We start from the raw sequence: 20,223 nt of genomic DNA, 5'->3' as shown, positions 1-20,223 counted from the left end.
GGATGGGAAATGCCGCCGCTCTGGGCTCTTATCGACCTGGTTGGTTCGGAGGGGTCGAATGCACTGCAGGATTCTGGGAGCGCCTGTTCAGGACGGGGCGGGGCGCTTGGGATGCGAGATGGGGCCGAGCGCGCTGCGCGTCGCGGGTCTGGCGGAGGCGCTGCGGGAGCTTGGTCATACCGTCGACGACCTTGGCACGCTGGGGGCGGCGCCATCCGTACCGATCGCCCATCCCAATCCCAGCCTGAAAGCCCTGCCGGAAATAGCGGGATGGACGGCCGCGATTGCCGAGGCGGCCTATCACGCGAGCGACGACGCCGTCCCGATCTTCCTGGGCGGAGATCACAGCATATCGGCAGGCACGCTTGCCGGCATGGCGCGGCGGGCGGCAGAATGCAGCCGGCCGCTCTATGTGCTCTGGCTGGACGCGCATACCGACTTCCACACGCTCGACAGCTCGGTGAGCGGCAACCTTCACGGCGTGCCGCTGGCGTATGCGACCGGCCAGCCGGGCTTCGAGGGCTATTTTCCGCCGCTCTCCGCCAGAGTGGAGCCGGCCCGCACCTGCGCATTGGGCGTTCGCAGCGTCGACTCGGCCGAGCGGATCGCCCTCGATAGGGCCGGCGTGACCATGTACGACATGCGCGCCATAGACGAGCATGGCATCGGGCCACTGCTGCGTGCCTTCCTGGAGCGGGTTTCCTCCGAGGATGGCCGGCTGCATGTCAGCCTCGACGTCGATTTTCTCGATCCCTCGATCGCCCCGGCGGTCGGCACCACCGTCCCCGGCGGCGCGACCTTCCGTGAAGCGCACCTGGTCATGGAGATGCTGCACGACAGCGGCCGTGTCGCCAGTCTCGACCTGGTCGAGCTCAATCCCTTTCTCGACGAACGCGGCCGTACCGCAACCCTCATGGTCGATCTCGCCGCGAGCCTGATGGGCCGTCGCATCATGGATCGGCCGACGCGGAGCTATTGAGATGAAGAACCCCGCCTTGAACGTCGTTCCCTTCGTCAGCGTCGACCACATGATGACGTTGGTGCTGCAGGTTGGCATGGAGCGCTTCCTGGTCGAGCTCGCGGATTACATCGAAGAGGATTTCCGCCGCTGGCCGGTCTTCGAGAAGACGCCGCGTATCGCCTCGCACAGCAGCAACGGCGTGATCGAGCTGATGCCGACCAGTGACGGCGAGCTCTACGGCTTCAAATATGTCAACGGCCATCCCGGCAATACGCGTGGCGGCCGCCAGACGGTGACCGCCTTCGGCGTGCTTGCCGATGTGGGCAGCGGCTACCCGATGCTGCTCTCGGAAATGACCATCCTGACGGCCCTGCGCACCGCGGCGATGTCGGCGGTTGCCGCAAGGCATCTGGCGCCCGCGGGGGCCGCCTGCATGGCGATCATAGGCAATGGCGCGCAGTCAGAATTCCAGGCGATGGCGTTCAAGGCCCTGCTCGGCATCAGGAAGCTCAGACTGTTCGACATAGACGCGGCGGCGTCGCGCCGATGCGCGACCAACCTCGGCGGCAAGGATTTCGATGTCACGATCTGCCGCTCGGCCCAGGAGGCCGTCGAGACGGCCGAGGTGATAACCACGATCACGGCCGACAAGCAGCATGCCACGATCCTGACCGACAACATGGTCGGAACCGGCGTCCACATCAACGCCGTCGGCGGCGACTGTCCCGGCAAGACGGAACTGCACCACGATATCCTCATGCGCTCCGAGATTTTCGTGGAGTATCCGCCGCAAACACGTATCGAGGGCGAGATCCAGCAACTGCCGCTCGACCATCCGGTCACGGAACTGTGGCAGGTCATTTCCGGCAGGGCCGCAGGACGCCGGGACGGGCGGCAGATCACCGTGTTCGATTCCGTCGGCTTTGCGATCGAGGATTTCTCGGCCCTGCGCTATGTGCGGGACAAGCTGAGCTCGACCGGGCTCTACGACAAGCTCGATCTCCTGGCCGACCCGGACGAGCCGCGCGACCTGTTCGGCATGTTGCTGAGGCACGCCGCCAAGCGATCGGCGGCGTAGCGGATGAGCTCGCGAGCCGGATGAACGCAGAAGGAGGTCAAAGCCCGGCTGGCGCGCAGATATCGCCGGCCAGCCGGGCTCCGTTCGACAGCTACTTTGACGACAGATCGGCCCCGAACCATTTCAGGCTGAGCTTCGAGAGCGTGCCATCGGCGCGGGCCGCTTCGATGGCGTGGTTGAATTTCGCCGCCAGCTCGGGATCGTCCTTGCGCAGACCGACCCCGATGCCGGGCCCGAACAGGCCGCCGGAAATCCTGGGGCCGAACAGGGCCGCACTCCCGCCATCCTTCGATTCCAGAAATGCCTTCCAGACCGAGTAGTCCGCCAGGCCGCCGTCTATCCGCCCCGCCACGAGGTCGAGGTTCAGGTTGTCCTGCGTGTCGTAGCTTCGGACATCCACGCTGTCGCCGAAGTACTGGCGCACGAATGCTTCCGCATTGGTCGAGCGCTGCACGCCGATCGTCCGGCCCTGCAATTTCGCCTTCAGGTCGGCAAGCATCGCCTGGCTTGCTGCGTCATCCTTTCCAAGATCGATCCTTGCGTTGGCGTCGGTGGCCGGCAAGTTGAGCGACTTGCTCATGACGAAATAGTTCGACGTGACAGCGTAGGGCTCGGAGAAGGCGATGACTTGCTTGCGCTTCTCCGTGATCGACATGCCGGCCATGATGGCCGCGTACTTGCCGACATTGAGGGCTGGAATGATGCCGTCCCAATCCTGGGTGACGAACTCGCAGGAGAGCTTTGCCCGTGCGCAAAGCGCCATCCCGACATCAATATCGAATCCTATGGCCTTTCCCGAGCTGTCGATGGCGTTCCAGGGAGGAAAGGCGCCTTCCGTGGCAATCCTCACCTTCGTCTCATTTGCCAGAGCCGGCCCGCACACGGCCGCTGCAACAAGTATCGGAAACAGTGTTCTGAAGGTGCGCATGTCTAATTTCCCATTTTTCGTTTTCTGGAAGGTTCAAACGTAGACGCGTGGAATATGGTCGCGAAGATTTGCGTGAAGTCCCACGATGTCCGTTCCCCACTGCGCGACGAGGTCTTCGTGGGTGATCACCTCATCCCCCTGCCGGCCGAGCAGCAAAGCCCGATCGCCGAAACGTGCATCGGGCACATGGGTCAGATCGACACGAAGATGTTCGAGGTGGGCGGGGGGGAGGATGCGAGCCCGGCAGTTTCGCACGAGCACTTCGGCATTGGGCGGCACCTGTCGGGGGTAGCCATCGCCCCAGCCCATTCCGAGCACGCCAATGGTCATTCCAGATTTGAAACCGGGCAGGTCAGGCATGGGGGCGAGCGACTCGTCGGTGCGCTTGATGGCAACAAGGCAGGTCGATATCGCCTTGAGCGCCGGCCGGAGCGAGACCTGTCTGACGGGCTTGTCCGTTTCCGGCATTCCGATGAAGAGGGCTCCCGGATCGACGGCATCGAAATCCATCTCGGGATGACGCAGCACGCCTTCCGTGCTCGACAGCATCACGATCGGCGGAAGCGTGCCCGCAGCCTTGGCATCAAGGACGATCCGCTTGAGACGTGCGAACTGCATGAAGGCGTTGGCGGGTGTCGATCCTGGCAGTTCGCTCAGGTGAGCATAGAGACCCTGAACCTCCACATTCGCCGATGCCTGCGCCATGGCGAGCAGCCGTCCGGCTTCCCATGGAGTCGCGCCCGCCCGGAAGAATCCGAGGTCGCACTTCACGAATATGCGCGGGGCGGGCAAGGCGGCGCGCCACAGTTCCAGCTCGGCGGGGCTGGAAACGGTCACGGTGAGACCCAGGGCCTCGATAGCCGGGGCCGATGTGGGCAGAGGGCCGGGGTAGAGCAGGACCGGCTGGAGCACGCCCCGCTCGCGGATGGCGATGGCATCAGCCAGCGAGGCGACGGCGAACCCGTAAGCGCCTTCTGCCGCGAGCGCCTCGGCCACGTAACCGGCGCCGCAGCCGTAAGCATTACGCTTCAGGCAGGCGAATATCTTCACCCGGGCCGGCAATTGCGCGCGCAACTGCCTGTAATTGTGCCGTGTCGCCTGCAGGTCGATTTCATACCATGTGTCGCGGACCGGCCCGGTCGACCCCAGGACGGGGGAGGGCGCGGCACAGGGGATGAGAGAGGTGCGGGACTGCATCATGAAACCTGCACGGCTGCGAAGACGCGCCGGGCCTTGCCGACCGGCGGTGGTGGTGGTGACGTTTCAGCGGAGGGGCGCCGAAGATGGGCGCTGTTCCGGTACTCCAGGTGGCGAAACAGGCGCACGATCACGAAGGTCAGTGCCAGGTAGATCAAGGCAGCGGAGATGAATATTTCGTAGGGAGCAAAGGTTTCCGCGACGATCTTGCGCGCGGTTCCGGTAATCTCCATCAACGTGATGGTGCTCGCCAGCGAACTCGCCTTGAGCATGAGGACGACTTCGTTGGCGTAAGCGGGCATGGCGATGCGAAACGCCGCCGGCAGCACGATCCGCCGCGTCCGCAGCCCGTAGGACATCCCGAGCGCCTTGGCCGCCTCGACCTCCCCGGCCGGCACCGCCTGGATGCCTCCCCGCAGAATCTCGACCGTGTACGCAGCGTTGTTGAGGGCAAAAGCCACCAGGGCGCACCAGTAGGGATCGCGCAGAAGCAGCCAAGCCGGGCTTGTCCTGATCCAGCTGATCTGCCCTGCGCCGTAATAGATCAGGAAGAGCTGCACGAGCAGCGGCGTTCCCCGGAAGATGAAGGTGTAGGCCTGCACCGGCCAGGAGAGCAGCGGCGAAGCCGAAGCGCGCGGCAACGACAGCGGCAGAGCCAGGACGAAACCGGCGATCAGCGCCGACAGGGTCAGTTGCAAAGTGAGGCCGGCGCCTTCCAGAAGCCGCGGAAACGCCTCCGCAATCAGTGACCAGTTCATGGACGCCTCCGATCAATGCGCGAAGCGGATGCCACGGCTGGCACGACGTTCGAGTAGGGTGAGAGCCAGCAGGGAGACCGAGGTGAACAGCAGGTAAAGCGCGGCCGCGGCGCTGTAGAACACCAGCGGCTCATGCGTCGATCCTGCCGCCAGACCGGCCTTGCGCATCAGGTCGTCCAGCCCCACGACGGAGATGAGGGCGGTGTCCTTCAACAGCACCAGCCAGAGGTTGCCCAGGCCCGGAAGGGCGAAGCGCCACATCTGGGGCAGGACGACGAAGCGCCAGATATGGAGCCTCGAAAGGCCGAGGGCGCTGGCCGCTTCGACCTGACCTTGCGGCACGGCGACGATGGCGCCTCGGAACACCTCCGACGCATAGGCGCCAAAGACGACGGTCAGCGCGAATACGCCTGCAGCAAAGGCATTGACTTCAATGTACCGCTCAGAAAGCGCGGTGAGAGCAACCGTGCCGCCGAAATACAGGATAAGGATGATCAGGAGTTCAGGAATGCCCCGGATGAGCGTGGTATAGACGTCAACGATGCCACCAATGAGTCTCACGGGGGCCAGCCTGCCGATGGCAGCCACAAGACCCAGGCTGGTGCCGAACACAAGGCTCAGGCCGGCCACCTGCAGCGTGGTGACGGCACCCCCAAGGATCTGAGCGCCAAAACCCTGCAAATCGAACATCAGGCCGTCTCCTGACGGCTCGACGTCATGAACTGTTGGAACCGCGAGGAACGTGGAGTGGCGAACACCTGGTCGGACGGGCCCTCCACCTCGATCTCGCCGTTGTGGAGAAAGATCACGCGCGTCGAGACTTGGCGCGCGAAGCCGAGTTCGTGGGTAACGATCAGCATGGTGCGGCCCTCATCGGCCAGCGCGCGGATGACCTTCAGAACCTCGCCGACCAGTTCCGGGTCGAGGGCGGATGTCGGCTCGTCGAACAGAAGGATTTCCGGCTCCATGGCGAGCGCCCGCGCGATCGCGATGCGTTGCTGCTGTCCTCCCGAAAGATGCGCTGGATAGCTGTCGCGTTTTTCGGCGAGCCCCACGCGCGACAGGAGAACTTCCGCGCGCGCCACGGCGTCGCTCCTCCCCAATCCCAACACATGGATGGGAGCCTCGATCATGTTTTCGAGGACCGTCTTGTGTGACCAGAGATTGAAGCTCTGGAAAACCATGCCGAGCTTGGCGCGTAGCGCGTTGATCTTCCGCTGACCCGTCAGGCCGCGGCGGAGTTCCAGGTACTCGCCGCCGATCCAGATTTCCCCTTCGTCGGGCTCCTCCAGAAAGTTCAGGCAGCGCAGGAGCGTGCTCTTGCCGGAGCCGCTGCTGCCGAGGATGGCGATGACATCCCCGCGGCGCGCGGCAAGCGACACGCCCTTGAGGACCTCGACCTGCCCGAAGCGCTTCCTGAGATTGTGAAGACGCAACGCCTCGACGACGTTCGCACCGGCTCCGATGTCGACCATGCAACCCTCGATCATTCCGCTTCGAGGGTGTCCCGATCCGATGGGGACGCGCTTGCAGCGGATTGATGCAGTTGCAAGCGGCTATCGCAAAATCAATCGTCCGCCCTGATGGGCCAGGACATCCGATAGCTCCCCGGTGTCATTCCGAATGCCTTGCGAAACGCATTGGATAGGTGACTGGAACTGGAGAAGCCGCATGCGAGGGCGATTTCCGTCATCGACTTCGTGGTGTGACGGAGTTGTTCGCTGGCCCGTTCGAGCCGCCGCCGGTGAATAAAGGCATGTGGCGGCATTCCGGCTGATTGTCTGAACGCGCGACAGAAATGAGGAACGCTTACACCGGCAAGCCCGGCGAGAAACGACAGTGACATGTCCGAAGCAAGATCGGCGTCGATAGTCTCGGTGAGACGGTTCATGACCATCGGCGAAAGTCCGCCTCTGATCGGGCGCGGCATATAGTTCATTCGCCGGAACAACTGCGCAACGATTGTCGCGGCGTAGCTTTCGGCCAGGAGAGAACCGTACGGGGTTTTCTCGCCGATTTCCGCCCCGATCCCGCGCGCCGCCTGCATGATGATCGGGTCGAGAAATCCAAGATCCGGTGAAAGGCGCGGTCCAGGCCCGGGGAAGATTCCCCGGCCTAGCGAATCCACGAACTGGCCAGAGATTGATATGGAAAGATAGGCGGCCGTTGATGCACCTTCCTCCCAACCCGACCAATTGCAGCCGGAGGGAACGAAAAGAACGGCTCCAGGCATGCGCTTTGCGAAGCCGGCGCGTCGTCCATCGAGAAAATACTCGCCACGCTCGGCGTTGCCCTGGAGGTTGAGGAGAATGAGATGGCTATCGGCCGCGAGCACGGTCTCCTCCTTCTTCAAGCCGGTGCGTTTCACCAGATCGGCCCGGACATCGCCCCATGACCTTTGCTGGTGGATGACCGTCCGGCAATTGCCCTTCTTGAACATGGGACTCGGTGTCGTGAGGCTCATGAGGCAGTCCGAAGGTGGGAAATGGCCATGGTCAGCTATCAACGCCCGCCGATCACCCCGAGCCTGACCGCTGGACCGGATCGGGATCCTGAATGGACGCGGCTTGATTGCTGACGTTCCGTCGGCACCCGTCAGGCCATCGTTGCGAGATCCCTTATAATATGCCCGCAAGCCCTGCCGGCACGCAAGCTCATGAAGGATTCAACAGCTACGGGCACGGCCGTCGATCGGGCCGTCTTCCCGCAGAAAGTGGCCGGACCTCGCGGAAATCAGGCGACGTCAGATGCCAGGCCGGATCGGCGGCCGTCCTCTTCTGTCCGGTCTCGTCACATCGTCGCGTTGGTTGCTGGCCCGACACGGCGTACTCGCTTCGCCAAGCTCCCCTTGCGATCGAGACGCGTAACGTTGCGCCGGTTACGGGCGCTTCCTGCCCCAGGACAAGGCTGCTCTGGCAGCGCAGATCCTCAACAAGGTGTGGGAAGCGGCCTAAGGGCAGAGCCGCGACGCGCGAATCTCTTCGCCGCCCAAGCGACGCGATGGCACGCTGCCCCACGCCGTAATCTGCTTCCATGGTGCTTCCGCAGCGAGTCAGACGCGGACAGCCCGAAGAGGGGAGGCTGATAAGTCTCTGATTTTGCGCTATAAAATGGCGCACCCGGCACGATTCGAACGTGCGACCTCTGCCTTCGGAGGGCAGCGCTCTATCCAGCTGAGCTACGGGTGCCCGCGGCGCAGGATATGCGCCGGATGCTGCGCCTTCATAATCGAACGGCCGGGTCCCGGCAACCGGCGTGTCGGCGTGTTCACCGATCAGTGCCCGGCGGCGCCGGCCAGCAGGGTCTCGATGCGGGCGAGGGCGGTGCAGTTCTGTGTCGTCGGCCGCAACGAGACGCCGTCCCGGCCGGCGAGCACGCTGGCAATAATGCTTGCGATCTCCTGCATATGCGAGGCGCCGAGGCCAAGCGTGGTGATGAACTGCGTGCCGACGCGCAGCGCCGTGCGACCCTCGCGCGTGACGTCGGGACACAGTCCGACGATGATGCCGCGTTCCGCGAGCGCCGCGATGAGGGCGCGTGGGTGGTCGTCCGTGGCGATGGGGATCAGAATCTGGTGCGTGAAGCCATTTTCCGGCGCGATCACCGGCAGGCCGCGGTCCCGGCAGGCGGCGGCGAGAGCGGCGGTGTTGGCGACAATGCCCTGCGCGTAGGCGACGCCGGACATACGCACCTCCTGCAGCACCCGCAGCAGCGGAGGCAGCAAAGCGGGGTTGTAATTGGCGAGGAAGCGGGCGTCGAGGAGCCGCGCCAGCGCCTCGCCCTGCGTGGGATCGCGGCCGAGGATCAATCCGTGCGGAATGCCGGGAATGGTCTTGTAGGTCGACGTCACCATGACATCGACGCCCGCCGCCAGCGGGTTCGGATAGGTGCCGCCGGCGATCAGGCCGGCGACGTGCGAGGCATCGAACACGGTCGTCGCACCGACCGACCGCGCGGCCGCAATGACAGCGATAATGTCGTCCGGCCGCAGCATCACGCTGCGCCCAAGCATGACGAGGCGCGGGCGGCGCGCCTCCACCATCCGGGCCGCTCCCGCCGCGTCGAGGCCGAGGCTTTCCGCGTCGAAGGGCAGTTCCTCGCAGGACAGGCCGGCGAGTGCCGGCGTGCCGCCGCGCCGCTGGCTCAGATGCCCGCCATGCGCCTTGTCGGGCGCGAGCATGAGGTCGCCGGGGCGGGCGAAGGCGTGGAACACCGCCAGATTGCACAGTGTCGCGCTAGGCAGGCGCGGCTCGGCCCAGGCGGCGCCGAAAAGCGCGCAGGCTTCCTCCCGCGCCGCGACCTCGAACCGCGACACCAGCTCGGTACCCGGCTGCTCCTTGTCGAAGCTCGGGCCCATGGAGGGCATGGCGCCGAGGCCGGGCGCATAGGCGCCGAGCACCTCGGAAGAGGGCAGGTTGGCGCCGGCATAGAGCACGAGACGGTGGCGCGCGAGCGTCCCGGCGTGGAGACGGGCGGCATCGAAAAGCGGTTCGTGATCGGAGCTCATGGAACGGAGATAGCGGCGATTCGCTGTGCGGCCAATGCGGATCGCGCACGCTGCGCGCCTGTGACGGGCGGGGCGTTCGTTGCTATATAGCCCCTACCATGACAGATCCCTCGACCGACGCCCCCGCTGCCGCGCGCACCCCCGTGTTCTCTTCCGAGGAGGTGGAGCGCTATGCGCGCCATCTCGTGCTCAGCGAGATCGGCGGTCCGGGACAGCAGAAGCTGAAGAGGGCGAGCATGCTGGTGGTGGGCGCAGGCGGGCTCGGCGCGCCGGCGCTGCTCTATCTCGCCGCCGCCGGTGTTGGCCGCCTCACCGTGATCGACGACGACGAGGTGTCGCTGTCGAACCTGCAGCGGCAGGTGATCCACACGACCGCGACGATCGGCCGGCGCAAGACCGAAAGCGCTGGCGCCTTCATTGCCGCGCTCAACCCGCATGTCGCCTTCGAGGGCATCGACGCGCGGCTCACCGCCGACAACGCGCTGAAACTGGTTTCGGGCGTCGATGTGGTGATCGACGGCTCGGACAATTTCTCCACCCGCTATCTGGCGTCGGACGCCTGCGCGCTCGCGGGCAGGCCGCTGGTGACGGCGGCGCTCGGGCGTTTCGACGCGACGGTGACGACGCTGCGCCCGCACGAGAAGGCACCGGACGGAACCCCGAACCCGACCTATCGCTGCCTCTTCCCCGAGCCGCCGCCGGCCGGCACGGTGCCGAGCTGCGCGGAGGCGGGAATCCTGGGCGCTGTGGCGGGAGTCGCCGGCTCGCTGGTGGCGCTGGAGGCGATCCGCGCCGTGGTCGGCTTCGGCGAGAGCCTGGTCGGGCGGCTGCTGATGATCGACACCAAGTCGATGCGCTTCGAGACGCTGAACTATGGCTGGGATCCGGAAAACCCGCTGACCGGGACGCACCCGAGGATCCGGGATCTGTCGGGGCACGCACGCTGAGGGCTAGGCGGGGCTCTGCCACCCCATCGAACCGTCATCCGGGTCGAGCTTTAGCGAGGGCCGGGATCGGTGCCTCATTTGCGCGCGATCCCGGATAGGCCTTCGGCCGTCCGGGATGACGAGCCGGGCCGCGCAGCCCTTATCACAGCATCGCCGGCAGTACGCGGTCCGGCGGGCGATGGCCGTCCATGAACGCCTTGATGTTCACGATGACCTTCTCGCCGGTGTCGACGCGCGCCTCGACGGTGGCTGAACCCATGTGCGGCAGCAGCACCACCTTGCCGGAGCGGGCGAGCTTCAGCAGCTTTGGGCTCACCGCCGGCTCGCGCTCGAACACGTCGAGCCCGGCGCCGGCCAGTTCGCCATTCTCGATCATGCGGATCAGAGCGTGCTCGTCGATGACCTCGCCGCGCGCGGTGTTGACGATGTAGGCGTCGGGGCGGACCAGCTTGAGCCGGCGCGCGGAGAGCAGGTGGAAGGTCGCCGGCGTGTGCGGGCAGTTGACGGACAGGATATCCATCCGCGCCAGCATCTGGTCGAGGCTGTCCCAGTAGGTCGCCTCGAGATCTTCCTCAATCTGGGCGGGGAGGGGGCGGCGGTTGTGATAGTGGATCTGCAGGCCGAAGGCGCGGGCGCGGCGGGCGACCGCCTGGCCAATGCGGCCCATGCCGATGATGCCGAGCCGCTTGCCCCAGATGCGGTGGCCGAGCATCCAGGTCGGCGACCAGCCGGGCCAGCTTCCTTCGTCCGTGGTGATGAGGGCGGCGCCCTCCGTCAGCCGGCGCGGCACGGCGAGAATCAGCGCCATGGTCATGTCCGCGGTGTCTTCGGTGAGGACGCCGGGCGTGTTGGTGATGGTGATGCCGCGCTCGGTGGCGGCGATGACGTCGATATGATCGACGCCGTTGCCGAAATTGGCGATGAGCTTGAGATTGGGCCCGGCGGCCTCGATCACCTTCGTGTCGATGCGGTCGCAGATGGCGGGAACCAGCACGTCGGCGGTTGCGGCGGCCTCGATGAGATCGGCCTGGCTCATGGGAACGTCGTCGACGTTCAGCCGCGCATCGAACAATTCGCGCATGCGGGTTTCGATCTTGTCGGGCAGCTTGCGCGTCACGACGACCAGCGGCTTCTTGCGGGCCATGTTGCTCCCCGTACAAATCCCCGTCGCGATCAAGCTCACGTTAACGCTAGGGGTCCCACACTCGTGCCATCCGGGCGACGCGTTCATTAGCAGACGGGTCGGGGAAACACAAAAATGCACCCATTCGCAGTGCACGCGTGTTTCTCAGATCGCGCCGTATATATGGCGCCGCCACCGGCGGGCGAAGGGTGATTCAGACGATGCGTAAAGACTGGCTTCGGGGCAAGGCGAAGCTGCGGGAAACGGTTTTCATTCTGGCTTTCGGCTTGTTGGCGGCGGGGCTGCTTCCGGGTTCGGCGGCGCGCGCGCAGCAGGAACCGCCAGTCGAGAGCGGTCCCGTGGGCCGCACCAGCGGGCTTCCGGTGCCGCGCTTCGTCAGCCTGAAGGCTGACAAGGTGAATGTGCGCTCCGGCCCCACGCGCGACCATGCCGTCGCGTGGGTATTCACCCGCGCCGGGCTGCCGGTGGAGATCACCGCCGAATTCGAGACCTGGCGACGCATCCGCGACGCGGACGGCGCCGAGGGGTGGGTCTATCATTCGATGCTGTCGGGCCGGCGTACGGCGGTGGTGAGTCCATGGAAGGGCGACGAGGCGACACCGCTCTATGCCGAGGCATCGACCTCGTCCGGCATCAAGGCGCAGCTCGAGCCCGGCGTTCTCGGCAAGGTCGAGCATTGCGACGGCAAATGGTGCCGCTTCTTCGACAAGGATTTCGACGGGTTCGTCGAGCAGGTTCGGCTCTGGGGCGTCTATCCCGGCGAGAAGCTGGAGTGAGCCACCGGCGCCGGGCGGCCGACGATGTATCGGCGCTCCTGTGTGAGCCCGCCATAGCCATAGGCATCTGCGCGCGCCTCCACGACATGGACATAGCTCTCGGGATGGAGCGGGCCTAGCAACGCGGCCATCGCCGCGAAGGTGGCGGCAATGAAGGTGGCCTTCTCGTCCTTGCTGTTGGTGCCTTCGGTGACGCGGATATCGAGCCAGAAGGCGGCGAGCCCCGCCTCTTTGAGGCTGCGCCCGGCGCAGAACCAGTGCGCCGGGTCCGCCGGTTCGACCAGAACGGCGGTGACGGCGGGGTCCTTGCCGAGCCATTCCTGCGCGAGTTGAGCGGCGCGGTGGGCGAGGGCGGTCTCCAGCCCGGTGGCGCCCGACGGCGTGGCGAACCTTATCTGGATCATCGGCATGGCGTGTCTCCCTTCGCGGTGTGTGAGGGGAGTCGTAGCTCGTGCACGAACATGATAAAATGCTATCGTTAAAACTATCAATGATAGCGTATCATTATGAATGAGCGACCTCTCGATCTCGATCTCGTCCGCGCCTTCGTCCATGTGGCGGAGCTTTCCAGCTTCACCCGCGCGGCCGAATCGCTGGGCGGCACGCAGGCCGGGGTGAGCCTGAAGCTGCGCAAGCTGGAGGAGCGGCTGGGTCGCACGCTGCTGGAGCGCACGCCACGTCTGGTACGCCTCACCGCCGATGGCGCCCTGTTTCTGGAGCGTGCCCGCCGGCTGCTGGCGGCCGACCGCGAGGCGCGCCTGTGGGACGCCCGTCCCGCCCGGCGCCTGCGGCTCGGCATCAGCGATCACACCACCGGCGACACGCTTCCTGGCCTGCTGCGCCGGCTGGCGGCGGTCAGTCCCGACATCGTGTTCGACATCCGCATGGGATTTTCGCGTTCCCTGCTCGACGCCTTCGATTCGGGCGCGCTCGACGCCGTGGTGGTGCGGCGCGAGGCCGACCGGCGCGTCGGCGAGCTTCTACGGCAGGACCGCTTTGGCTGGTTCGCCGCTGGCGGCTGGCGAGAGCCCGCCGACGCGCTGCCGCTGGCGCTGCTGGCGGCACCGTGCGGGGTGCGCGCGGTGGCCATCGCAGCGCTGGATTCGGCTGGCATCGCCTGGCACGAGGCCTTCACCGGCGGCAGCGTTTCATCGGTCGGCGCGGCGGTGGCGGCAGGTCTGGCGGTGGCACCGCTGGCGGCGCATCTCGCTCCCGCCGGCAGTGTCGATGTCGGCCCGGCGCTGAACCTGCCCGCCCTGCCGGCGGCGAGCGTGATGCTCATCGCCCGCGCCGGGGACGCGCCGGCCAAGGCCGCGCTGCGCGAACTCGCCGCCTTCCTGCGGGCTGGCTGAGGGGGCACGCAACGAAAAAGGCCGGTCATCCGACCGGCCTTCGCATTCTCGCATCAAAGTGCGCCCGGAGGCGGCGGAAGATTCTAGGAGCGGCACTTGGGGCGCAGGCGCACCACCACGTCGACACGCGCCACCTCATAGCCTTCCGGCGGCTCGGGAATGCGCTCGACCTCGACCGAGGTGCTCGGAATGTCGACGAGATTGTTCTCGCCTTCGAGGAAGAAGTGGTGGTGATCGGAGGGATTGGTGTCGAAATAGGTCTTGGAGCCGTCCACCGCCAGTTCACGCAGCAGGCCCACCTCGGTGAACTGGTGCAGCGTGTTGTAGACAGTCGCCAGCGACACCGGGAAGCGCGCCTTGATGGCTTCCTCGTGCAGGATTTCCGCCGAGACGTGACGGTCGCCCTTGGCGAAGAGCAGCCAGCCGAGCGCGAGGCGCTGGCGGGTGGGACGCAGGCCGACATCGCGCAACATGTGGCGCACGTCGTGGAACGGGCAGCCGGTACGGCTCGTACCGGCGCTGTCGCGCAGCCGGGCAACCGGCAGCACGGCTTCCTCGTCGTCGATCACGACGCGGGAAATGGCGACGTTATGGGGGCGAAAGCCTTCGCTCATCTCGTAATCCGCACCATCAAAAATCGAGACCCCAAGGCCATGCGAGCCTCAGCGCCGTCGATCCGCAGTAGGTTATGCACCGTGGCAACTCCCGCTTCCGAGAAATCGGGAAGCCGTGCCTACGCTGCGTTTTTCGATTGGCATTATATCTGCACGCCGCGCGCCGGGGCAATATCGCGGCCGATATTCGTAATTGTTCCAATCTGTGACGCCGAATCCGCTGCGGCAGAGGGCGGGTGGCCGGGCGCCGCGACGGTGCCGGGGCGCTGTCACGCCCGTGACATTTTGAGTGTCGCCGGGGCAGGGGCGGTGGCTTTGAGTGCGCCGGGCGCTGTGATAGGAAGCGCCGAGCGATCCGCGGCCGGTAGGGGCGAGCCCGAACCAGCGTCGCGAATATCGGCGGCGGAGCCGCTCAAAGCAAAGAAAGTGGCAAGCGTGGGTAATACCGATACGATGGTCGAGCGGCAGACGAGCTTCACCTATGAGGAACTGCTGGCGTGCGGGCGCGGAGAACTCTTCGGCCCGGGCAACGCGCAGCTTCCCGCCCCGCCGATGCTGATGTTCGATCGCATCACCGAAATTTCCGAGAATGGCGGCCCCAATGGCAAGGGCCATGTGCGCGCCGAACTCGACATCAAGCCGGACCTCTGGTTCTTCGGCTGCCACTTCATCGGCGATCCGGTGATGCCCGGCTGCCTCGGCCTCGACGCGCTCTGGCAGCTCGTCGGCTTCCACCTCGGCTGGCTCGGCTCTCCCGGGCGTGGGCGCGCGTTGGGTGCCGGCGAGATCAAGTTCACCGGTCAGGTCCTGCCCACCGTTACGAAGGTGGTCTACGGCATCGACTTCAAGCGCGTGATGCGCTCCAAGCTGGTGCTCGGCATCGCCGATGGCTGGGTGGAAGCGGACGGCGAAGTGATCTACCGGGCGGGCGACCTGAAGGTGGGTCTGTTCCAGACGTGAACGCCGGGCCTTGCGCGGCGCCGTGCGCGCCGCCATCTCGCCTGCTTTGAAGGAAAGGAAGCCTATGCGCCGCGTTGTCGTAACCGGAATGGGCATCGTCTCGTCCATCGGTAACTCCACGCAGGAGGTGCTGGCCTCGCTGCGCGAAGGCAAGAGCGGGATCAGCCGCGCCGAGAAATACGTCGAGCTCGGATTCCGCAGCCAGGTGCAGGGCGCACCCCAGCTCGACGCCAGCGAGCTCGTCGACCGTCGCGCCATGCGCTTCCATGGCGGTGGTACTGCCTGGAACCACGTAGCGATGGATCAGGCGATCCGCGACTCCGGGCTGGAGGAGCACGAAATCTCCAACGAGCGCACCGGCCTCATCATGGGCTCGGGCGGCTCCTCCACCCGCACCATCGTCGAGGCGGCGGACATCACCCGCAAGAATTCCAGTCCCAAGCGCGTCGGCCCGTTCGCGGTGCCCAAGGCGATGGGCTCCACGGCTTCCGCCACGCTTTCCACCTGGTTCAAGATCAAGGGGCTGAGCTATTCGATCTCGGCAGCCTGCGCGACCACCAATATCTGCATCGGCAACGCCGCCGAGATGATCCAGTACGGCAAGCAGGACATCATGTTCGCGGGCGGCTGCGAGGATCTCGACTGGACGCTGTCCTGCCTGTTCGACGCCATGGGCGCGATGTCGTCCGACTATAATGACCGCCCGGCGGTGGCCTCGCGGCCCTATGACAAGAACCGCGACGGCTTCGTCATCTCCGGCGGCGCCGGCGTCCTCGTCCTGGAGGAGCTGGAGCACGCCAAGGCGCGCGGTGCGCGCATCTATGCCGAGATCATCGGCTATGGCGCGACCTCGGACGGCGCCGACATGGTCGCCCCCTCCGGCGAGGGCGCAGCACGCGCCATGCAGCTCGCGCTGAAGGGCGTGAAGGGCGGCATCGATTACATCAACCCGCACGCCACTTCGACGCCGATCGGCGATCTCAAGGAGATCGAGGCGATTCGCGCCGTGTTCGGCGACAAGGCGCCGCCGATCTCGGCCACCAAGTCGCTCACCGGCCATTCGCAGGGCGCGACCGGCGTTCATGAGGCGATCTACTCGATCCTGATGATGCAGAACGGCTTCATCTCGGCGAGCGCCCATATCGACGAAATTGACCCGGCTTTCGCCGACATGCCGATCGTGCGCGAGCGCGTCGACAATGCCCGGCTTGAGCGCGTGCTCTCCAACGGCTTCGGCTTCGGCGGGGCGAATGCGGTGCTGGTCTTCCAGCACCCCGATGCGTGATCGCGGCGGCGGGGCGGCGGAAGGAAAATACGGCATGAGCCTGATGCAGGGCAAACGCGGCCTGATCATGGGTGTCGCGAACGACCATTCGATCGCCTGGGGCATCGCCAAGACGTTGGCGGCGCAGGGCGCCGACCTCGCCTTCACCTATCAGGGCGAAGCGCTCGGGCGCCGCGTCAAGCCGCTGGCGGAGAGCCTGGGCAGCGATACGCTGCTGGCCTGCGATGTCGAAGATCTCGATTCGGTCGACGCGGTGTTCGCGGCGCTGAAGGAGAAGTGGGGCACGCTCGATTTTCTCGTCCACGCCGTCGGCTTCTCCGACAAGAACGAGCTGAAGGGCCGTTACGCCGACACCACGCGCGCCAATTTCACGCGCACCATGGTGATCTCGTGCTTCTCCTTCACCGAGCTCGCCAAGCGCGCGGCGCCGCTGATGACGAATGGTGGCTCACTCATCACGCTGACCTATGGCGGCTCCACCCGGGTGATGCCGAACTACAACGTGATGGGCGTCGCCAAGGCGGCGCTGGAGGCGAGCGTGCGCTACCTCGCCGCCGATTACGGCCCGCAGGGCATCCGGGTGAACGCCATCTCCGCCGGCCCGATCCGCACGCTGGCGGGTGCCGGCATCGCCGATGCGCGGCTGATGTTCAATTATCAGAAGCGCCACGCCCCGCTGCGCCGCACCGTCTCCATCGAAGAGGTCGGCGGCTCGGCGCTCTACCTGCTCTCGGATCTCTCCTCGGGCGTGACCGGCGAGGTCCACTTTGTCGATTCCGGTTACAACATCATCTCGATGCCGCATCCGGACGCGCTGAAGACCATCGAGGACGCCGAGGAGCGCGCCGCCGGCGGCGACGTCGCGGCGCAGTAGGCGCGGCAACCGCCGTCGGCTTCGGTCCCGGCACGTGAGTGCCCGGCCTCGTGCCGGGTATTTGGGTTATCGGGCACCGGTCAGGCGTTGGATGACCGGGCCAAGCCCGGCCATGACGGCGCTCCATCGGCCGCCGTCATGCCCTCAGCGCGATCCGATACGGGTGCGCGGGGTAGACGCCGAGGATGCGCAGCTCCTTGGAGAAGAACGCCAGTTCCTCCAGCGCCAGCTTGAGCCCGGGATCGTCGGGGTGGCCGTCGACATCGGCGTAGAACTGCGTGGCGAAGAACTCGCCGTCGAGCTGGTAGGATTCCAGCTTCGCCATGTTCACGCCGTTGGTGGCGAAGCCGCCGAGCGCCTTGTAGAGCGCCGCCGGCACGTTGCGGACTCGGAAAACGAAGGTGGTGACGGTCGGCCCGTTGCCCGAGGGCGCCCATTCCCCATCCTTCGCCAGGATGATGAAGCGGGTGGTGTTGTGCGCCTCGTCCTCGATGTTCTCGGCGATGATGTCGAGGCCATAGATCTCCGCGGCGAGGCGCGAGGCGATGGCGGCCTGCGTCGGGTCGCCGGCCTCGGCGATCAGCCGCGCCGCGCCGGCGGTGTCGGCGCCGACGACCGCCTTCAGCCCGAGCTTGCGGATGATGTTGCGGCACTGGCCGAGCGCCATGACATGGCTCTGCACGCTCTTCACCGTGGCGAGCGTCGCGCCCGGAACCGCCATGAGCTGGTGCGAGAGCGGCAGGAAGAACTCGCCGACGATGGTGAGGCCGGAGGTCGGCATCAGGTGATGGATGTCCGCCACGCGCCCGGCGACCGAGTTCTCGATCGGGATCATGCCAAGGTCGGCCTCGCCGTTCTGCAGGGCGGCGAAGGCGTCCTCGAAGGTCGGGCAGGGCACGGCCTCATGGTCGGGAAACACCTCGCGGCAGGCGATGTGGGAGTTCGCGCCCGGCTCGCCCTGGAAGACGATGGTGCGGCGGGTGGTCATGACGGTTTCCTCACGGCTTGCTCGGCTTCGCGCGCGAGCAGCTCGCGCGCCCGCTCCAGATCTTCCGGCGTGTCGACGCCGAGCGGCACGGTATCGACGATGGCGACGTCGATGCGCATGCCCGCCTCCAGCGCCCGCAGCTGCTCCAGCTTCTCGCGTTGCTCGAGCAGTGAGGGCGGCAGCGCGACGAAGCGCTCCAGCGCCGCGCGCCGGTAGGCGTAGAGGCCGATGTGATGGAACAGCGGCCCCTCGCCATGGGGTGCGCTGGCGCGGGTGAAATAGAGCGCGCGCAGCCGGCGCGCGGCGGGGTCGCCGGCGAGCGGGCTGCCGACCGCCTTCACCACATTGGGGTTGACCCGTTCGGCCTCGAGCGTGATCTGCGCCGCCAGCGTGCCGATATCGACGGCCGGCTCGTCCAGCAGGTCGATGGCGGCGCGGATGAGCGCGGGGTCGATGGTCGGCAGGTCGCCCTGCACGTTCACGATGCGGCTGGCGCGGCGCCCGGGATCGACCCGGCCCAGCGCCTCGAAGATTCGGTCGGAGCCGGACGCATGGTCGGAGCGGGTCATGACGACGTCGAATCCGGCGTTTTCCACCGCCGCCCGCACGTCCTCATCGTCGGTGGCGACCACCACGCGGCCGATATCCGCCGCGGCGGAACGCCGCGCCACCTCGACGATCATCGGACGCCCGCCGACGTCGGCGAGCGGCTTTCCCGGCAGCCGCGTCGAAGCCATGCGGGCTGGAATGAGTATAAGCGTGTCCTGAGCGGACATTTCAGGGCCTTGTCATCGTTTCGTGCGGTGGGCGACGCCCGCTCCAAGGGTGGCGAAACGTAGCACCGCGGCGCGCTTATACGGGTTGCGCGGCCACCGTCAAAATGATTAGTTCCGCGCGCCATTGGCGGTCGACTATGGCGGCTGTTACATTGCGCGTGGGGCGTTTGCGGGCCAGCCGGATGGCCGCTGCGTCGGGTGAGGGAGCTAATATTTCGATGGACAGCTTCGAGCTGAACAAGATTGCTGGTGCGATCCTGGGCGTGCTGACATTTACGCTCGGTCTGAACGTGTTCGCCGATATCCTGTTCTCCAGCCATGCGCCGGAGAAGCCGGGTTTCGAGATCGCCGTCCAGGAGGGTTCCACCGGCGCGGCTCAGGCGGCTGCTCCGGCTGAAGTGCCGATTGCCGATCTGCTTGGCACCGCGAGCGCCGAGAAGGGCGCCGCCGTCGCCAAGAAGTGCGCCGCCTGCCACAATTTCCAGGAAGGCGCGGGCGCCAAGGTTGGTCCGGATCTCTACGGCATCGTCGGCCGCCCGGTTGCGAGCGCGGCGGGCTTTGCCTATTCCGCGGCGTTGAAGGCGCATGGCGGCGACTGGACCTTCGAGGCGCTGAGCGACTTCATCAAGAATCCGAAGGCGGACATTCCCGGCACGGCCATGGGCTTCGCCGGCCTCGCCAAGGAAAGCGAGCGCGCCGACCTTCTGGTCTATCTGAACACGCTGTCGCACAGCCCACTGCCGCTGCCCAAGCCGGGCGAGGCCGCCAAGCCCGCCGATGCCGCGCCGGCTGCAGCGCCTGCTCCGGCCGAGACCCCTGCGGCTCCCGCCGAAGCTGCCCCGGCGGCTCCTGCCGCCCCTTGAGGCGTCGGCGCGCGGTGCGCGCATATTCACGATCACGTCAGGCCGGCGGCGCATTGCGTCGTCGGCCTTATTCTTTTCGGAACCTACCCCTTCATAATCGCCGCCAATGTTCATAGTCGTCATGGCGGCGTGTCCGGTAATGTGGCACGGCAGTCCCGCCATCGACGTGCGAAAGGGATACCTGCATGCAGATCCGGTTCGGAAGCTCCGTCACT

General features: G+C 66.2%; 21 protein-coding genes and 1 tRNA gene. 9 read left to right on the top strand and 13 right to left on the bottom strand.

The window, feature by feature from the left end; translation table 11 throughout:
• Positions 1-58: 58 nt before the first annotated feature.
• Positions 59-979 (top strand): arginase, encoded by a 921-nt coding sequence (gene rocF, locus AC1PZ7_RS22055; RefSeq protein ID WP_482357321.1) that lies wholly within the window; start codon positions 59-61, stop codon positions 977-979.
• A 1-nt stretch (position 980) separates the two neighbouring features.
• Positions 981-2,039, top strand: coding sequence for an ornithine cyclodeaminase (locus AC1PZ7_RS22050; RefSeq protein WP_482357320.1), 1,059 nt, complete (start codon positions 981-983; stop codon positions 2,037-2,039).
• Positions 2,040-2,130: 91 nt separating this feature from the next.
• Here the strand turns inward: AC1PZ7_RS22050 and AC1PZ7_RS22045 are convergent, their stop codons facing one another.
• The 8 genes from AC1PZ7_RS22045 to AC1PZ7_RS22010 all read right to left on the bottom strand — a co-directional run bounded on the left by AC1PZ7_RS22045 (position 2,131) and on the right by AC1PZ7_RS22010 (position 9,429).
• Positions 2,131-2,967 carry a transporter substrate-binding domain-containing protein gene (locus AC1PZ7_RS22045; RefSeq protein ID WP_482357319.1) on the bottom strand — a complete coding sequence of 279 codons (837 nt, stop codon included), beginning with the start codon at positions 2,965-2,967 and terminating at the stop codon, positions 2,131-2,133.
• Between the two features lie 33 nt (positions 2,968-3,000).
• Positions 3,001-4,167: an alanine racemase gene (alr, locus tag AC1PZ7_RS22040; protein WP_482357318.1), complete on the bottom strand. Its 1,167-nt coding sequence runs from the start codon at positions 4,165-4,167 to the stop codon at positions 3,001-3,003.
• Positions 4,164-4,922 (bottom strand): ABC transporter permease, encoded by a 759-nt coding sequence (locus tag AC1PZ7_RS22035; protein WP_482357317.1) that lies wholly within the window; start codon positions 4,920-4,922, stop codon positions 4,164-4,166. The genes alr and AC1PZ7_RS22035 overlap by 4 nt, the downstream gene beginning before the upstream one ends.
• A 12-nt stretch (positions 4,923-4,934) precedes the next feature.
• Positions 4,935-5,603, bottom strand: a complete 669-nt coding sequence (locus AC1PZ7_RS22030; protein WP_482359698.1) for an ABC transporter permease — start codon at positions 5,601-5,603, stop codon at positions 4,935-4,937.
• An 8-nt stretch (positions 5,604-5,611) separates the two neighbouring features.
• Positions 5,612-6,397 (bottom strand): ABC transporter ATP-binding protein, encoded by a 786-nt coding sequence (locus AC1PZ7_RS22025; protein ID WP_482357316.1) that lies wholly within the window; start codon positions 6,395-6,397, stop codon positions 5,612-5,614.
• Between the two features lie 92 nt (positions 6,398-6,489).
• Positions 6,490-7,362, bottom strand: a complete 873-nt coding sequence (locus tag AC1PZ7_RS22020) for a helix-turn-helix transcriptional regulator (protein ID WP_482357315.1) — start codon at positions 7,360-7,362, stop codon at positions 6,490-6,492.
• A 671-nt stretch (positions 7,363-8,033) separates the two neighbouring features.
• Positions 8,034-8,110: transfer RNA gene (locus AC1PZ7_RS22015), tRNA-Arg, on the bottom strand.
• Positions 8,111-8,196: 86 nt separating this feature from the next.
• On the bottom strand, positions 8,197-9,429 hold the full coding sequence (locus tag AC1PZ7_RS22010; protein WP_482357314.1) for a glycine hydroxymethyltransferase: 1,233 nt from the start codon (positions 9,427-9,429) through the stop codon (positions 8,197-8,199).
• A gap of 98 nt (positions 9,430-9,527) precedes the next feature.
• On the opposite strand from AC1PZ7_RS22010, the gene AC1PZ7_RS22005 reads away from it, so the two are divergent.
• On the top strand, positions 9,528-10,376 hold the full coding sequence (locus tag AC1PZ7_RS22005) for a HesA/MoeB/ThiF family protein (RefSeq protein ID WP_482357313.1): 849 nt from the start codon (positions 9,528-9,530) through the stop codon (positions 10,374-10,376).
• Between the two features lie 142 nt (positions 10,377-10,518).
• Here AC1PZ7_RS22005 and AC1PZ7_RS22000 read toward each other — a convergent pair whose 3' ends face one another.
• On the bottom strand, positions 10,519-11,520 hold the full coding sequence (locus AC1PZ7_RS22000; protein ID WP_482357312.1) for a 2-hydroxyacid dehydrogenase: 1,002 nt from the start codon (positions 11,518-11,520) through the stop codon (positions 10,519-10,521).
• 200 nt (positions 11,521-11,720) lie between these two features.
• Between AC1PZ7_RS22000 and AC1PZ7_RS21995 the strand changes: the two genes are divergently transcribed.
• Positions 11,721-12,296: an SH3 domain-containing protein gene (locus AC1PZ7_RS21995; protein WP_482357311.1), complete on the top strand. Its 576-nt coding sequence runs from the start codon at positions 11,721-11,723 to the stop codon at positions 12,294-12,296.
• On the opposite strand, the gene AC1PZ7_RS21990 is transcribed toward AC1PZ7_RS21995, so the two are convergent.
• Positions 12,272-12,706, bottom strand: a complete 435-nt coding sequence (locus tag AC1PZ7_RS21990; protein ID WP_482357310.1) for a tautomerase family protein — start codon at positions 12,704-12,706, stop codon at positions 12,272-12,274. The two genes, AC1PZ7_RS21995 and AC1PZ7_RS21990, sit on opposite strands and share 25 nt — an antisense overlap.
• A gap of 96 nt (positions 12,707-12,802) precedes the next feature.
• On the opposite strand from AC1PZ7_RS21990, the gene AC1PZ7_RS21985 reads away from it, so the two are divergent.
• A complete protein-coding gene (locus tag AC1PZ7_RS21985; RefSeq protein ID WP_482357309.1) occupies positions 12,803-13,648 on the top strand; it encodes a LysR family transcriptional regulator in 846 nt (281 codons plus the stop codon).
• A gap of 83 nt (positions 13,649-13,731) precedes the next feature.
• Here the strand turns inward: AC1PZ7_RS21985 and irrA are convergent, their stop codons facing one another.
• Complete coding sequence (irrA, locus tag AC1PZ7_RS21980; RefSeq protein WP_482357308.1) at positions 13,732-14,262, bottom strand: iron response transcriptional regulator IrrA; 531 nt, start codon at positions 14,260-14,262, stop codon at positions 13,732-13,734.
• A gap of 453 nt (positions 14,263-14,715) precedes the next feature.
• On the opposite strand from irrA, the gene fabA reads away from it, so the two are divergent.
• The 3 genes from fabA to fabI all read left to right on the top strand — a co-directional run bounded on the left by fabA (position 14,716) and on the right by fabI (position 17,381).
• Positions 14,716-15,222 (top strand): 3-hydroxyacyl-[acyl-carrier-protein] dehydratase FabA, encoded by a 507-nt coding sequence (gene fabA, locus AC1PZ7_RS21975; RefSeq protein ID WP_482359697.1) that lies wholly within the window; start codon positions 14,716-14,718, stop codon positions 15,220-15,222.
• Between the two features lie 64 nt (positions 15,223-15,286).
• Positions 15,287-16,507 carry a beta-ketoacyl-ACP synthase I gene (gene fabB / locus AC1PZ7_RS21970; protein WP_482357307.1) on the top strand — a complete coding sequence of 407 codons (1,221 nt, stop codon included), beginning with the start codon at positions 15,287-15,289 and terminating at the stop codon, positions 16,505-16,507.
• Positions 16,508-16,541: 34 nt separating this feature from the next.
• The gene (gene fabI, locus AC1PZ7_RS21965; protein ID WP_482357306.1) at positions 16,542-17,381 is read left to right on the top strand and encodes an enoyl-ACP reductase FabI; all 840 of its coding nucleotides are present in this window, start codon (positions 16,542-16,544) and stop codon (positions 17,379-17,381) included.
• 136 nt (positions 17,382-17,517) lie between these two features.
• On the opposite strand, the gene AC1PZ7_RS21960 is transcribed toward fabI, so the two are convergent.
• Together AC1PZ7_RS21960 and AC1PZ7_RS21955 are read right to left on the bottom strand one after the other, a co-directional pair.
• The gene (locus AC1PZ7_RS21960) at positions 17,518-18,369 is read right to left on the bottom strand and encodes a prephenate dehydratase (protein WP_482357305.1); all 852 of its coding nucleotides are present in this window, start codon (positions 18,367-18,369) and stop codon (positions 17,518-17,520) included.
• On the bottom strand, positions 18,366-19,145 hold the full coding sequence (locus AC1PZ7_RS21955) for a 3-deoxy-manno-octulosonate cytidylyltransferase (RefSeq protein ID WP_482357304.1): 780 nt from the start codon (positions 19,143-19,145) through the stop codon (positions 18,366-18,368). Before AC1PZ7_RS21955 ends, AC1PZ7_RS21960 begins: the two co-directional genes overlap by 4 nt.
• A gap of 218 nt (positions 19,146-19,363) precedes the next feature.
• Here AC1PZ7_RS21955 and AC1PZ7_RS21950 point away from each other — a divergent pair, with 218 nt between their 5' ends.
• The gene (locus AC1PZ7_RS21950; RefSeq protein WP_482357303.1) at positions 19,364-20,008 is read left to right on the top strand and encodes a c-type cytochrome; all 645 of its coding nucleotides are present in this window, start codon (positions 19,364-19,366) and stop codon (positions 20,006-20,008) included.
• The last annotated feature ends 215 nt before the right edge of the window (positions 20,009-20,223 follow it).

The organism is Ancylobacter sp. TW_SC_1, from assembly GCF_056836805.1.
Note: the sequence above shows the minus strand (reverse complement) of the source record. Positions and strands in the feature narration are given on the sequence as shown.

What these genes read in the sequence shown, in the direction of transcription:
- rocF (WP_482357321.1), top strand. Translation starts at nt 59, where the DNA reads ATGCACTGCAGGATTCTGGGAGCGCCTGTTCAGGACGGGGCGGGGCGC.
- AC1PZ7_RS22050 (WP_482357320.1), top strand. Translation starts at nt 981, where the DNA reads ATGAAGAACCCCGCCTTGAACGTCGTTCCCTTCGTCAGCGTCGACCAC.
- AC1PZ7_RS22045 (WP_482357319.1), bottom strand. Translation starts at nt 2,967, where the DNA reads ATGCGCACCTTCAGAACACTGTTTCCGATACTTGTTGCAGCGGCCGTG.
- alr (WP_482357318.1), bottom strand. Translation starts at nt 4,167, where the DNA reads ATGATGCAGTCCCGCACCTCTCTCATCCCCTGTGCCGCGCCCTCCCCC.
- AC1PZ7_RS22035 (WP_482357317.1), bottom strand. Translation starts at nt 4,922, where the DNA reads ATGAACTGGTCACTGATTGCGGAGGCGTTTCCGCGGCTTCTGGAAGGC.
- AC1PZ7_RS22025 (WP_482357316.1), bottom strand. Translation starts at nt 6,397, where the DNA reads ATGGTCGACATCGGAGCCGGTGCGAACGTCGTCGAGGCGTTGCGTCTT.
- AC1PZ7_RS22020 (WP_482357315.1), bottom strand. Translation starts at nt 7,362, where the DNA reads ATGTTCAAGAAGGGCAATTGCCGGACGGTCATCCACCAGCAAAGGTCA.
- AC1PZ7_RS22010 (WP_482357314.1), bottom strand. Translation starts at nt 9,429, where the DNA reads ATGAGCTCCGATCACGAACCGCTTTTCGATGCCGCCCGTCTCCACGCC.
- AC1PZ7_RS22005 (WP_482357313.1), top strand. Translation starts at nt 9,528, where the DNA reads ATGACAGATCCCTCGACCGACGCCCCCGCTGCCGCGCGCACCCCCGTG.
- AC1PZ7_RS22000 (WP_482357312.1), bottom strand. Translation starts at nt 11,520, where the DNA reads ATGGCCCGCAAGAAGCCGCTGGTCGTCGTGACGCGCAAGCTGCCCGAC.
- AC1PZ7_RS21995 (WP_482357311.1), top strand. Translation starts at nt 11,721, where the DNA reads ATGCGTAAAGACTGGCTTCGGGGCAAGGCGAAGCTGCGGGAAACGGTT.
- AC1PZ7_RS21990 (WP_482357310.1), bottom strand. Translation starts at nt 12,706, where the DNA reads ATGCCGATGATCCAGATAAGGTTCGCCACGCCGTCGGGCGCCACCGGG.
- AC1PZ7_RS21985 (WP_482357309.1), top strand. Translation starts at nt 12,803, where the DNA reads ATGAATGAGCGACCTCTCGATCTCGATCTCGTCCGCGCCTTCGTCCAT.
- irrA (WP_482357308.1), bottom strand. Translation starts at nt 14,262, where the DNA reads ATGAGCGAAGGCTTTCGCCCCCATAACGTCGCCATTTCCCGCGTCGTG.
- fabA (WP_482359697.1), top strand. Translation starts at nt 14,716, where the DNA reads ATGGTCGAGCGGCAGACGAGCTTCACCTATGAGGAACTGCTGGCGTGC.
- fabB (WP_482357307.1), top strand. Translation starts at nt 15,287, where the DNA reads ATGCGCCGCGTTGTCGTAACCGGAATGGGCATCGTCTCGTCCATCGGT.
- fabI (WP_482357306.1), top strand. Translation starts at nt 16,542, where the DNA reads ATGAGCCTGATGCAGGGCAAACGCGGCCTGATCATGGGTGTCGCGAAC.
- AC1PZ7_RS21960 (WP_482357305.1), bottom strand. Translation starts at nt 18,369, where the DNA reads ATGACCACCCGCCGCACCATCGTCTTCCAGGGCGAGCCGGGCGCGAAC.
- AC1PZ7_RS21955 (WP_482357304.1), bottom strand. Translation starts at nt 19,145, where the DNA reads ATGTCCGCTCAGGACACGCTTATACTCATTCCAGCCCGCATGGCTTCG.
- AC1PZ7_RS21950 (WP_482357303.1), top strand. Translation starts at nt 19,364, where the DNA reads ATGGACAGCTTCGAGCTGAACAAGATTGCTGGTGCGATCCTGGGCGTG.